The sequence below is a fragment of the Nostoc punctiforme PCC 73102 genome (assembly GCF_000020025.1).
In the GTDB taxonomy this organism is placed as follows: domain Bacteria; phylum Cyanobacteriota; class Cyanobacteriia; order Cyanobacteriales; family Nostocaceae; genus Nostoc; species Nostoc punctiforme.
In genome coordinates this window covers 6484663-6497500 of sequence record NC_010628.1, presented here as the reverse complement: position 1 = coordinate 6497500, position 12838 = coordinate 6484663, and the positions used below count along the sequence as shown (strand labels likewise).

Below are 12838 nucleotides of genomic sequence, written 5' to 3'. Positions count from 1 at the left end.
CTGTGTAGTTATGTCATCTGCTAGCCTTTTGGCTGTCCTTGCCAAACCTACTTACCAGAGCAGTATGCAGATATTGGTGAATTCCAATTTATCTCAAGGGACACAGTCAAATAATATTCCAGTCGAGGCAGATACTCAGGTTACTAATTCTAATTATCAAGTTGTTGATTCCACTACTCAGATGAAACTTATGCTGAGTTCTAAGCTTCTCCAAAAAGCTGTAGATTTAGTTCATTCTGATTATCCTGATATTACCTTAGCGGATATCAATGGTCAAACAAAACAGAACAAAAAAGCACCTCTAGAAGTAACTCCAGAAGAGGGAGGTATAGGAGCTAATAAAGTTTTTAGTCAAGTATTTAAAGTTTCTTTCAATGATGAAGATCCAGTTAAAGCACAAAAATTACTGCAAGCTTTACAGAAAGTTTATCAAAATTACAATAAAGAACAGCAAAAAGAACGCCTGAATCATGGGCTGGCTTTTGTAAATGCTCGCTTACCGGAGATAAAAAAAGAGGTAAGTAAAGCTGATAAAAATTTAGAACAATTTCGCAAAAAACATAAATTACTAAATCCCGAAGTTCAAAGTAAAATCTTGCTAGAATCTCTAGCCGATATTCAAAATCAGCTACAAACTACTCGTGCCAACCTTCAAGATGCAAACGCTCGCTACGATAACCTAGAGCAACAAATAGCGTCTTCATCCCAGCAGACTGAACTAATTTCTTCTCGTTTAAATCAGTCAAGCCGTTATCAAACATTATTGAGTGAAATTCAAAACACCGAACTAGCATTGGCTAAAGAGCGACTGCGGTATACAGATGATTATCCATCGGTACAAAAGCTAAAGCAACAACGCCAGAGTCAATTGTCGCTATTACGACAAGAGGTGAAATCTATTACTAATAGCAGTAAGGGAGAACCGCTTTCAAAAGGGCAAATAATAGGGGTTGATCCAACGCTAATAGATGAGTTTATTCTGGTACAGACAACTGTTTTAGGACTAACTGCCAATGAAAAGAATCTAGCTGAGTCAGAACAGCGGCTCCGTTCTGAACTAAACAAATACCCAAGCTTAATAGCAGAGTACAATCGTTTACTGCCAAAGGTAGAAACTAGTCATAAAACCCTTGAACAACTTCTTCAAGTACAACAGTCTTTAGGGTTAAAAATTGCTCAGGAAGGATATACTTGGCAAGTTTTAACAGAACCTGCTCTAGGGACTTATATAGAGAATAACAGATTATTCCTTTTGGTTGGAGGAACTCTGATTGGGCCGATTTTAGGTATTTTAGCAGCCTTGATTTTAGAAAAGTTTAATGACGCTATTTATTGTGCGGGAGATTTAAAGAAACTGACAAATCTACGTATACTGGGCTCAGTGCCAAAATTGCCGTCGCATAGTGCCAAAAAACGGTGGCTGGGACTGTCTTGGAAGGGGCGGCGCAGATCAAATGACTCTGTAATAGAAGCTACTACTAGATTGCCCGTCCATGAGAACCTGGATATGATCTACCAAAATATTCAGATATTAAAATATCCCTTACCTTTCAAGTCGCTGATGTTTACTTCAGCACTACCAGGGGAAGGGAAGACAACCTTGGTATTAGGGCTTGTAGCTAGCGCTACCCGGATGCACCGACGGGTATTAGTTATTGATGCTAATTTGCACAATCCTAGCTTGCATAAAATCCTGGGACTATCTAATGATTGGGGACTATCTTTGTTATTAGTTGATGAGACAACTACTCATTTTCAAGATTATATCCAGCCTATTCATCCTTCCATTGATATTTTGACTGCTGGACCGGAACCAGAAGACACGGTGAAGTTGCTCAGTTCTCAACGAATGAAAGAATTAATAGAGTTATTTGAGCAAAGTTACGACTTAGTACTGATAGATGCTCCACCTATTTTAGGTATGGTTGATGCCAGAATTGTGGCATCTTTTTGCAATGCTATTGTGATGGTAGAGCGCATGGGCAAAGTAACCCGAACTGAACTGACTCAAGCTACAGAAATTTTGAGTCAGTTGAATTTAATTGGAATTATCGCTAATGAAGTGAGTAATTCTCAAAAGGTATTGGCATCGTAGACTGAAGAAGCATTGGGAATTGGAAATTGGGCATTGAAAACAGGTAGAGGAGATAAATTCTCTCTCTGCCTTCTGATTTCTTCACCTAATTTCTAGCTGATAGCTAAAGCAAAATGCATAATTAGTAGGAGGTGGCAACCTCCTGCGTTGGAGAAGTGTCTCATCTTAAAGTAGTAGACGTGATAATCCAGAGCGTCAATTAGATACTAGTGTGATTAGATGACTAGCATGAAATTCCAACTTTACTTAGGCTTTTTATTTTCCCAGATTAAAGTACGTCATTGGTGGGTGAGTGTCCTCTTATGGATTGCTTTGGTTGCCCCAGCCCAAGCGTCTGTAATTCTGCGCGTGGCAATTGAGAGGGGTGTTAATCAGGTAAAAGTGGGCAGTTCTACCACTGGGATCGTCAAGGATAGTACCGGACGGACTCTCGGACAGTTACCAGCGATGAGTGCATATTATGCCCAAGCCATTCCTGGCGGAGTTGCTTTAGATAAGTGGCAGTCTGGTTTATTTTGGATTGAGCCAACAGGTAAAGGATTTGTTTATATTGGCGATCGCTGGTATCGGGGTAGAACTCTGGTTGTCCCCACAGAAAAAGGCTTAACGGCTGTTAATTGGGTTGATGACCAAGAATATCTCTACAGCGTTCTTGGTGGCGAAATGGATGCTAGCTGGCCCCAAGAAGCTTTAAAAGCCCAAGCGATCGCAGCTCGCACCTACGCTCTCTACGAACGTGAAAAACAACGGAATAATCCCGTTTACGATTTAGGAAATACTCCAGATCGCTGGCAAATTTACAAAGGTGTCATCAGTGAAGCTCCCGCTACTTACGCCGCAGTGGATTCCACACTAGGGCAGGTATTAACTTACAAAAACCGGATTATTCTCTCAGTCTTCCATGCTTGTTCTGGGGGACACACTGAAAACGTAGAAGATGTTTGGGGAAGCAGTGAGCCTTACCTGCGTGCTGTTCAAGACTACGATCAAAATATCCGCGAGTGTAATTGGGTGAAAACCTTCTCACCCACTGAAATTAGCGCTAAATTTCCTGAGATGGGCAGTGTGACGGCCATGATTCCAGAGACATACTCGCCTTTTCGCAGTGTTAAAGTCTTGAAAATTGTTGGGAATAGGGGTACGAAGGTGCTACAGGGCGAGCAAGTGCGAACAGCCCTCAAGCTAAAAAGTACCCGCTTTACCGTTACTAAGGGAGCCGATGGTAGTTTTGTACTCCAAGGGCTTGGCTACGGTCATGCTTTAGGTATGAGTCAGTGGGGGGCGTACAATCTGGCTCGGCAAGGAGTAAACCACCTGCAAATTTTGGGACATTATTATCAAGGTGTAGCCCTAACACCAATTCAGGCGAAGTAATCAGGGATTGGGCATTGGGCATTGGGCATTGAACATGAAGAAGAGACAAGGAAGAGGGGGAGACAAGAGAGAGACTTGTTCAATAATTCAATTCCCCCTTGTCCCCCTTGTCCCCCCTGTCTTCTTGCCCCTCCGCTTCCTATTCCCCACTCCCACGTTCCAAACGCCGTTGCCATTCAGCGTCAATTTGTGCAGAACGCTCAACTTCCTGGTCAAGTAAGTCAGTTTCGCTAGAATACACTAAATCTTCCTTGCTAATAACTTTTTCTTGGGCAAATTGTTGAGCATAGTCGATTTTTTGTTGCAAAGGTGCATCAGGACTTGCCAATAGCCTCGATCGGGAAAGGCGATCGCGATTGCGATCGCCTATTTTGCGATTACGCCACCGAATCCAGAAATAACGCAATAACGGTATGCCTAAGAAACCTGCTCCGTAAGCCAATAGCAGCCAATAAATTCCTTGCACAAAAGCTACCAGTCCACCTAATTGGGCAGCAACAGTGCCATCTCTCAACAAACTTCCCAGTACTAAAGCACCAACAAAATTTAGTGCCCCCAACCCTGCACTCAACATAATTTGCCCTGAACTCGCAGCACTAAAACGCCAAGGCAATTCCTCCAAGTAAGATGATATTGAATGACGGCGCTTTTTAACCGCACTCACCTGTAACTCTGGGAAGTAATAAACAATTTGCCCTTCTGGACTTACCGCTGGTTGCCCATTAAATCGCGTCAGAACGGGCAGCATGTAATCTTCGTACTCTCTTGTATATCCCTGGCTGATATCATCCAAGTATGGGGCAATTTGTTCTGCTACCACTGCGCCACGATTGCTCCGAATCACCGTAGCAATTTCTTGCCAGCGACGTTCGTCTAAGTTGGCGTTAGGATTCCCATCACCAAACAAAAACGAAAAGACAGCTTCAAAAAAATTCAGATTGCTTTCTTCTCTGGTTTCACGTCGCCGTTCCTGGTAGTAGGTGTCATAATTTGGGCTAAGATACCAGAAGAAATTTGGAAAATAAAAGAAACCCCCACCGCCGGAATTACTGCCCCGATTGTCGCCGTCGCGATCGGAATTGGCAGCAGTAATAATTATGAAGATGGTAATAGTTATCAGGGCGATGGAAACAGTTAAGAAAATTCCAAAAGAAATCCGAATCAGGTAAAACAGAACACTCCAGACCTTTTTCCACCATTCCTGCAATCTCAACTGGAAGTATTTATTACGCAAAATTGCTCGAAAATTTTGTGGAAAAAGGTAAACTATATCACCTGAATCCGCTACCTGCAAATGTCCTCCAGCATCAGATGCTAGGGCTAACAAGCTTTGATTAGCTTCAGCGACGTTCAATCCTGCCTGGGTTGCCACATCACCAACGGTGACACGGTAGCCCAGTTTTTCGACAGCTTGCATGATGGTGGGATTGGGAGCCATTGCTCTCCCCTCCTGTTGAAACTTATTCCCCTTTTATTAAGTATAAAGTTTTATTTTGATCGACTTAACAGGGGTAACAATAAAGCATGAAATTACATCAATTTAGCAACCCGGCAGTGAAATAGATAAACCAACAAATGACCTGACACACAACATGTTATAATTGTTTCCCTCAGCTTGGTTAATCAGCAAATTTTCTGCTCAAATATGGTTCAATATACTCTCGCTCAAAGTCCAGAAATTATCCTTACTGTTTCTGGAAAAGATTCAGCCAAAGCCCGTGATAAAGCAATGGATCAGCTGATGGAACTGATGGATGCAGGTAAGCTACCCACAGAACTGGAAGAAGGATTTGGCCCTCAACAATTAATTGAGGTTAAAGAGTCAACTATTGACACTGCTAGCGGTGAGGATACTATTACACAAGCTGTCCAGGTTTTAAGTAACCTGGCCACACTCAAGCTGAAAGTTCAGGAGTCACGAGCTGAAGCTTTAGAAATTCGCAAAGCGGTTGATGTTCTGTTCACTGACGATTCGGTGACTGAAGAGGAAATTACTCGACTCAAGGAAGGTTTTAAAGTCCTCAAAAATTTTGCCCAAGCTAATGTACGTTATCAAGAAGCACGATCTAAAGCAGAACAGGCTCGGCAAACTCTAGACCAAGCTCTCAAATCGCCTGATAAGTAACCTATACAGAATCACATAGATTAATAGGACTTACGCATTGACAAAAAATATCATCTATGAATGCTAGATAATAACACCAGCACTAAGATTTGCAAAAATATGCTCACGGATCACAGAAGTAAATAGATTCCTCTGTACCTCATACCAATTGTTAATTATCTTTTCAGAGCGCATAAACTCCAATTTAACAAATGCTTGAAGTGAACAAAATATGTGAGTCTTGATTGCACATCGGCCTATATTTATCAATTCACTATTTTGTTATTCTGTCAATGCATAAGTCCTAATCTTCTAAAAATTACGGAAGAAATTTCATATATATTCCCAATAAATAGTTTTTTCTTGAGTATCATCTCTGTGAATTTTTGCGTACCCAATCATAAATTAATAGTAAAAATTGTGACATTCTGCTTCAGGCTGGAGTATTGTTTCAGACAACATCAATTTTTAAAATGATGTTTATACTTAGAAGTAAGTAAATGAAAGCAGGTGCATAATGAAACTACAAGATTTCTTGGGAAAAGATGAGAAATGGTCATTTGATGCGATCGCTGAGGATGCAGACTTGGCTCGTCAGATTCAGATAGTATTAATCGGCTTAGTTTTGCTGGAACCTCCAGCCGATGGCAAATTTGGCCCTGTTTCTGTGATAGCTCTCAAAAAATTTCAAGAATTAACAAAGACTGAAGAGAGTGGCTTTTTAGGAGCAGTCACAGCCAAGAAACTAATTGAAACAAAAATAGACGATCTTCCTAAACCCCCCTTAAAACTAGGCAATGACATCGCTAGTAAGATTGTGAAATATATGATAGCCAAAGGTTATCAGGTATTTACTAATCCCAAAGAATACAACATTGTTTATATCGAGGGTATGAATGGAGACTGGACTCTCAACAGTGATACACCCAATCAATTTAACGATCGCCGGATTGTGATTGAAGTAGTAAATGGTATTCCCAAAATCGTAGATCACTGGGAGGCAACTACAGAACCAGGAAAGTATTACACTTATAACCCGATGAATCCCAAAGGAGCCGCTAGGATTCAATTTGGACAATACAAAGCTTGGGCTGTTGGCACTCACGGCACAGCAGAACCTCACGAAGCATTAGTGCAAGTTGGAGATATCACTGTTTGTAGAGATTTTAACCAAGATTTTAAACGGACTGGCGATAAACTTGATACAGGTGATAATTTTTATGTGAATCAACACTACGGCTTTGATTTTCCCCAGAATGATATTCGCCTTGCGAGCGCGGGTTGTTTAGTGGGACGGACTCGTGAGGGACATAGAGAGTTTATGGCGATTGTTAAACAAGACCGCCGTTATGTCGCTAATCGCAAATATACTTTTTACACTACTGTGATTCCTGGCGATGATTTACTAAAAACGTTTCCAGGATAAGGCAGGATAGCACAGATGTGATGTGCTACCCCAATTTGTCTAACTTTGTTCTTGTGGTTGCCCTATCTGTGCTGTCAGCTTCTCTTTATCTTGTCTGCGTTTTTTGGCGTAAAGTTGAATAGTGACTGCCATCAAAATAATCATTGCAAAAATAGCCCAAGCAGCGATATCTGTAGGTAGATTATTCTTAAATACAGCCAGCAAAACGATCGCTACTAACATAACTGTAGGTGCTTCATTTAAAGCACGTAATTGCTGACTACTCCAGCCACATTCACCTATTGCTAACTTCTTCATCAGCCGAGCGCAGTAATGATGATAACCAATTAAAATAGCAACAAACAGCAGTTTTATATGTAACCAGCCCTCTTTTAAAACGTCCGGTTCAGTGGTTAATAAACCGATGGCCATTGCGATCGTCACGTACATTCCTGGATTCGTGATGATATAGTAGAGACGCTTTTCCATAATTTGATATTGATTTTTCAATATCGTTTGCGCTGGCTCAGGTTCAAGATTCGCTTCAACGTGATAGATAAAAAGGCGTACTAAGTAGAACAATCCGGCAAACCAAACTACAAATCCGACAATATGAAATGCTTTAAACCAAGAATAAGCCATGAATACTCATCTCCTTTACTTGTGGTTGTGAACCATTTTTAGTGGTAATAAAAAGTTCACAAATGCAGCCTGGAATAACATTATAAGTCTGGCAAAAATCCAGAATTTATTTCTTTTCCACAGATAAATCCTCAGTGTTTATCTGTGATTTCATTTTTATAATATCGATTTTTGCCAAAGGTATATTGTCAATGAGCATCTTTACGACGCACAAAGGGTAAAAGGTCTTCCAAAATCACCTCGTGGTAATGTTCTTGAGGATAATGTCCAACGTTATTAAGTTTTATTAATTCGGTATTTGGTGCTGAATCTGTAAATTTTTGGGCAATGTCTACAGATAACCAAGGGTCAATCATTCCCCATTGAATCAGAATTGGCTGTTGCCATTCTTTAAAACCAGATTCAATTTCTGTCATTGCTGAATCAAGCTGTAAATTGCGAATACTTGATAACAGACTCCGCCCAGATGAAGAACTTTTCAAAAATGGTTTTCGATAAATATCTAATTCCTTATCTCCTATGCGATAACGGCTACCACCTTCTAGGGTTCGGTCAACTAATAAGGGGTCTTGAGTCATTACTTCACCTACCAAAGGTAAACCCATTTGTCTAATTTTCCAGGGTAATTTGGCAGCAGTTGATATTGGTGTATTTAAAATAGCTAAGTTGGCAATTTGTTCTGGATGACGCAAAGCATATTGCAATCCTACAGAACCTAAAAAGCCCTGGACAACTAAAGAAAAATGTTCAAGTTCTAAAGCTCTGACAAATCCTTCTAAAGCCGTGATAAAAGCATCGGGAGTGTAAGCAAAATCTCGTTTTTCTGGTTTTGCAGAAAAGCCGTAACCAATCCAATCTGGTGCGATCGCTCTTGTACCTTGATTCGCTAGAGCCGGTATAATATTACGCCAACTGTAACTTTGTGAAACTAAGCCGTGTAACAACAACACAGGCGCTAAGTCAGTTCTGCCGATTGGTAAAGATTCTCGATAAAACCATTCCAGTGAATCTACATGGATTTTATGTTCTGTTATTGACACGTTATTTTCCTATATTGGGCATCCCTTCGGCTTCGCTCAGGGCAAGTGGGAATTGGGCATTGAGTTGTTTGTTATTCTTCTCCTGCTCCTCTGCTCCTCTGCCTCCCCTGCTCCCTCTCATCCCCCTATTCCCTGAAAAACAATCATCTCACGAATCGCATAAGCTGTGGCGGGTGCTAGTAAAACGCCGTTGCGATAGTGTCCGGTAGCCAGGAGGATGTTACTAAACCCTGGCAACTTACCAATAACTGGGGCTGGACGACCTTCAGGACGGGGACGTAAACCTGACCAAGTGCGAATAATTGTTGCTGTGGCTAATTCTGGGCAAAATGCGATCGCTTGTTCTCTAACAGATTCTAGTAGTTCTTGATTTGGAGGTATCTCATTTCCATTGCTGGGAAATTCCACTGTTGCGCCCACCCAATAATCTCCAGCGCCTACAGGAACAATATGCACATCATTACCCGTTATCGCTGGCTGGAAGTCGGGATTACCTAATGGATGCCCTACACGCATTTGCAACGCTTGCCCAAGTACGGGGCGGATGTCAATTATCTGATTTAGTTTTGCCGTCAGTGGTGTTGAACCTAGCCCTGCTGCGACTACAAACCAATCTGCGACTATTTTTCCTTCTGTAGTCTCAAGTTTATTGCAAAATTGGGGAGAAGAATCTGGTGGTAAGGTTTGGGCATCCAAAACAGTCACGCCAAATTTGAAAGTTACACCGTTTTGCTGGGCAGCCTCAACTAAAGCTAATGTGAGAGCAGTTGGATCGAGTTGACGATCTTGGGGAGAATAGACAGCGCCAGTAATTTTTTCGCAATTAACTTGAGGACAGATATTCTGGAGTTTAACCGTGTCCCATATTTCTAAATGCCAGCCTTGAGAGTGGCGAATTTCTACAAGTTTTTCCCATGCTGCTAAATTCTCCTCTTCCAAACCAAGACTGAGAATTCCCTGGCGATTAAAAGGGATTTTGCGACCTGTTAAAGCTTCTAGTTCAGGAATCAAAGTTTCATAGCGTTGGATGCTAGTTTGTCGCATCTGCCAAGCTTTGCCCTTTATTTTTTGGCTGATTACGCCCATCAAAACGCCAAGTGCAGCGCCCGTGGAAGCTTGTGCTGGTGGTTGGCGATCGCAAACTGTAATTTTCAGGCCTTTTACTAGACTCAGTTCGTAAGCGATCGCAGCCCCAACTACACCACAACCGATAATAACTACATTCATTACTTGTGCTTGAAGTGAGAAGTTAGGAGTTAGGAGTTAAAAATTTAAAATTCCTAACTTCTGTACAGATACGATTAATCGCGTCTCTAACTCCTAACTCTTGTACAGACGCGATTAATCGCGTCTCTAACTTTTAACCCTCTTCTTTCTTAGGAAGCAGATTGAGGAATTTGTCAATATCTGCAAAAGCAGCTTGGGATTGATTCAAGGCAACTAGAGGATTGCTAGCACTAGTAGCTTTATCAAGCTTAACTAAGTCGTTAAACAAATCTCGCGTTATTTGGCGGGCTGCGGATTGGTCTTTGGGTAGAAGGTTGGGAGTGACATAAGTCAAGTTCAGCCTTGCTTCTGTTATGGGCCCGTGTATAAAGTTACGCACATTGATCCAATCACCTTTTTGGATCAGGGTTTTCAACTCATCTGAGCGATCGCGCACAGCCTGAATTTCAGGAACATAAGCCTGAATTCTTTCAAGTTGAGTCGCTGTGTAAGTTGGAGGTGTTACTGAAGCACTAGGGCCGCCACAACTCATGAGGAATGTGGCCAATAATACTAAAACAAATGAAAAAATCGAGCGTTGACGCGCCATGACAATGAACTTAATTGCTTTTTGTTTACCGATTCACAGTGTCATTTTAGATCGTCGCTAGTGCAATTTATCGTTCTTGTCTGCCAAGGATTTTGCAGACAATCCTAATATTTTTTATAAAGGGCAGAGTTTCATCTGCTTTTGAGGAGTTTTTAAGTACAATTACTTAATAGGTGTTAGACAGTCCCAACAAGAAGCTATTTTGACATCTATGTTAGTTACCAGCATTGTTAGGAAAGTCTGATTTAGAGTTGCTAAATCTCAAAGGTCTTGATAAGCTGAAACACCAATAATGTAAGCCTTCTGGCGGTTTCTCTATCTTCAGATCCCCGAAGATGCTGACGCAATTATAGGAGTGTTTTTTAGTGAATGCAGCTGAACAGGCAACGAACCTTGAACTCGCCAGCAACATTGCTACGGTAGTTAATTTGTTCAAATTCGAGTTTCCTGATGCCAAATCCGATCTCAAACCCTGGAAAAATGACCCGGAAACTAGGGAGTTAGTCGATCCAGATTCTATAGATATTGGCTTTCACTTTCCTGGTATCAGCAAATCTTGGCGAAGTCGCAGTATTTTAATTCAAATCCGATTTTATCAAGATCCCATCAATAATTCCCGGCGTGCGATCGGTGTGGAGGTAGCTGGATTCGATCATCGCGGTGAAGCGTGGCGACTTTCTACGGTAGAAAACTGGAGTGTTGTCGGCGCATCTTCGCCTTCTGGTGAAATCGAGGATAAGCTCAAACAGATTTGTAGACAGATTTTAGAAGTATTTAATAAACAAAGTGAATGAAAGAGGCAGGGGGCAGCACTTCTCTACGAGAGGCTGCGCCAACGACTACGCTCAGTGACCAGAGGGAAACCTCTCCCATGTTCGCGCAGCGTCTTGTAGAGAGCATCTTGCAATTTTTAATTAATAATTTTTTATTTTTAATTGGAGCGAAGCGACTTGACCACCGTAATATTTGTACATGGCACTGGCATTAGGGAACGAGAATACAATGAAACCTTTCAGCTAATTGAGCAAAAAATTCACGCCCAACGTCCTGACATCAAAGTTGCTCCCTGCCTTTGGGGTGCATTAGGTGCGAAGTTCAATGATAATCGGGCATCAGTACCCTTGGAAGATGCGACACTGGCTTTATCTCCAGGAGAAGAAGACGCAGAGATTGTATTGTGGGGGCAATTATACCGCGACCCTCTTTATGAATTGCGGCTGTTGTCTTTGAAACCGATTGAGTCAGGAAATCCCTTTGGGGAAGAACCAGGAGATGTTTTACAATCTCGTGTAGCGAGTCTCACTCCGACATTGGAACTGCAAGCTAAGTTGCAAGAGGCGGGAATTGCAGAGGTATTTGAGCAAGCACGAGAGATTGTTATCCACAGTGAACCGTATGAACGGGCATTGCTCACAGTTTCCGAATCTGATTTGAGTGAATATTATGCACCAATAGCTAGAGCAGTTGTAGCTCAAGCAATGTTTATTACCGAACAGCAAGAAAAATTTCCCCCCATACTCACCGATGCCCAATTGCGCGATGATGTTGTGGAATTGCTGACTCTGGCTTTGACAGAGGCGGAGTTAGGATTGGGTGGCTGGTTATTAAAACCATTTGTTGAACTAGCACAGCACGGCGGAACAAATTATGTCAGACGAAACCGCCTTGAGTTAACTGATAAAATTTCGCCTATGCCTGGTGATATTTTGTTGTATCAGACGCGGGGTGAAAAAATCAGGGCTTTTATCCAGCAACAAATCGAAGAAGCAGAACCGCCAGTAGTTTTAATCGCCCATAGTTTGGGAGGTATCGCTTGTGTAGATTTGCTAGTGCAGCAGCAATTGTCTCAGGTGGAATTATTGGTAACAGTTGGTTCCCAAGCACCATTTTTATATGAGATTAACGCCCTCTACAGCTTAGAATATGGGCAGTTATTGCCTGAGCATTTCCCGGAATGGTTGAATATCTACGATTTACGGGATTTTCTCAGTTACGTTGGGAAGAATATTTTTCCTGATAGAGTGCAGGATGTAGTAGTGGATAGCAGACAACCTTTTCCCCGTTCTCACGGCGCTTATTGGACAAATGCTAAAACCTGGGAGGCGATTATTTCGAGGTTGCCATAATGGTTTACTTTTTACAGTATTTAGAAAACTCCTCTCCCAACCTCTCTTCTACAACGAGAGAGGCTTTAAATTTTCCCCTTTTCCAATTAGGGAAAGGAGTTAGAGACTGTTTTCAAACTCGAAGATCCCCCCTAACCCCCCTTAAGAAGGGGGGAAAAGAAACTCTAAAAGCCTCCCTTAAGAAGAGGGAAAAAGAAACTCTAAAAGCCCCCCTTTTTAAGGGGGGTTGGGGGGAT

11 protein-coding genes and 1 pseudogene (1 of these 12 cut by a window edge) are annotated in these 12838 nt (G+C 41.8%); 6 read left to right on the top strand and 6 right to left on the bottom strand.

What is annotated here, in order from left to right:
* Together NPUN_RS26555 and NPUN_RS26550 are read left to right on the top strand one after the other, a co-directional pair.
* Positions 1-2095: the 3' portion of a GumC family protein gene (locus tag NPUN_RS26555; protein ID WP_012411528.1), read on the top strand. 122 nt of this gene lie to the left of the window's left edge; the window shows 2095 of its 2217 coding nt (coding positions 123-2217); the start codon falls outside the window, past its left edge; it ends in the stop codon at positions 2093-2095.
* A gap of 228 nt (positions 2096-2323) precedes the next feature.
* Positions 2324-3469, top strand: coding sequence for a SpoIID/LytB domain-containing protein (locus NPUN_RS26550; RefSeq protein ID WP_041566432.1), 1146 nt, complete (start codon positions 2324-2326; stop codon positions 3467-3469).
* Positions 3470-3608: 139 nt separating this feature from the next.
* Here NPUN_RS26550 and NPUN_RS26545 read toward each other — a convergent pair whose 3' ends face one another.
* Positions 3609-4907, bottom strand: coding sequence for a hypothetical protein (locus NPUN_RS26545; RefSeq protein ID WP_012411526.1), 1299 nt, complete (start codon positions 4905-4907; stop codon positions 3609-3611).
* Between the two features lie 207 nt (positions 4908-5114).
* On the opposite strand from NPUN_RS26545, the gene NPUN_RS26540 reads away from it, so the two are divergent.
* The gene (locus NPUN_RS26540; RefSeq protein ID WP_012411525.1) at positions 5115-5594 is read left to right on the top strand and encodes a hypothetical protein; all 480 of its coding nucleotides are present in this window, start codon (positions 5115-5117) and stop codon (positions 5592-5594) included.
* 63 nt (positions 5595-5657) lie between these two features.
* On the opposite strand, the pseudogene NPUN_RS39465 reads toward NPUN_RS26540, so the two are convergent.
* A pseudogene (locus NPUN_RS39465) lies at positions 5658-5822 on the bottom strand (IS701 family transposase); the annotation flags it as partial.
* A gap of 268 nt (positions 5823-6090) precedes the next feature.
* Here NPUN_RS39465 and NPUN_RS26535 point away from each other — a divergent pair.
* A complete protein-coding gene (locus tag NPUN_RS26535; protein WP_012411524.1) occupies positions 6091-6999 on the top strand; it encodes a peptidoglycan-binding domain-containing protein in 909 nt (302 codons plus the stop codon).
* 39 nt (positions 7000-7038) lie between these two features.
* On the opposite strand, the gene hemJ is transcribed toward NPUN_RS26535, so the two are convergent.
* From hemJ to psbQ, 4 genes are all read right to left on the bottom strand, one after another.
* Complete coding sequence (gene hemJ, locus NPUN_RS26530) at positions 7039-7620, bottom strand: protoporphyrinogen oxidase HemJ (RefSeq protein ID WP_012411523.1); 582 nt, start codon at positions 7618-7620, stop codon at positions 7039-7041.
* Between the two features lie 188 nt (positions 7621-7808).
* Entirely contained in the window at positions 7809-8660 is an 852-nt protein-coding gene (locus NPUN_RS26525) for an alpha/beta fold hydrolase (protein ID WP_012411522.1), read from the bottom strand.
* A 117-nt stretch (positions 8661-8777) separates the two neighbouring features.
* Positions 8778-9887 (bottom strand): NAD(P)/FAD-dependent oxidoreductase, encoded by a 1110-nt coding sequence (locus NPUN_RS26520; protein ID WP_012411521.1) that lies wholly within the window; start codon positions 9885-9887, stop codon positions 8778-8780.
* Positions 9888-10020: 133 nt separating this feature from the next.
* Positions 10021-10476 (bottom strand): photosystem II protein PsbQ, encoded by a 456-nt coding sequence (gene psbQ, locus NPUN_RS26515; protein WP_012411520.1) that lies wholly within the window; start codon positions 10474-10476, stop codon positions 10021-10023.
* A 365-nt stretch (positions 10477-10841) separates the two neighbouring features.
* Here psbQ and NPUN_RS26510 point away from each other — a divergent pair, with 365 nt between their 5' ends.
* Both NPUN_RS26510 and NPUN_RS26505 read left to right on the top strand, forming a co-directional pair.
* Complete coding sequence (locus NPUN_RS26510; protein WP_012411519.1) at positions 10842-11270, top strand: hypothetical protein; 429 nt, start codon at positions 10842-10844, stop codon at positions 11268-11270.
* Positions 11271-11426: 156 nt separating this feature from the next.
* Positions 11427-12602 (top strand): RBBP9/YdeN family alpha/beta hydrolase, encoded by a 1176-nt coding sequence (locus NPUN_RS26505; protein WP_012411518.1) that lies wholly within the window; start codon positions 11427-11429, stop codon positions 12600-12602.
* Positions 12603-12838 lie beyond the last annotated feature (236 nt).

Bases quoted from the DNA above. Each gene is read 5' to 3' on its own strand.
- psbQ (WP_012411520.1), bottom strand. From the start codon at position 10,476: ATGGCGCGTCAACGCTCGATTTTTTCATTTGTTTTAGTATTATTGGCC.
- NPUN_RS26545 (WP_012411526.1), bottom strand. From the start codon at position 4,907: ATGGCTCCCAATCCCACCATCATGCAAGCTGTCGAAAAACTGGGCTAC.
- NPUN_RS26535 (WP_012411524.1), top strand. From the start codon at position 6,091: ATGAAACTACAAGATTTCTTGGGAAAAGATGAGAAATGGTCATTTGAT.
- NPUN_RS26550 (WP_041566432.1), top strand. From the start codon at position 2,324: ATGAAATTCCAACTTTACTTAGGCTTTTTATTTTCCCAGATTAAAGTA.
- NPUN_RS26520 (WP_012411521.1), bottom strand. From the start codon at position 9,887: ATGAATGTAGTTATTATCGGTTGTGGTGTAGTTGGGGCTGCGATCGCT.
- hemJ (WP_012411523.1), bottom strand. From the start codon at position 7,620: ATGGCTTATTCTTGGTTTAAAGCATTTCATATTGTCGGATTTGTAGTT.
- NPUN_RS26540 (WP_012411525.1), top strand. From the start codon at position 5,115: ATGGTTCAATATACTCTCGCTCAAAGTCCAGAAATTATCCTTACTGTT.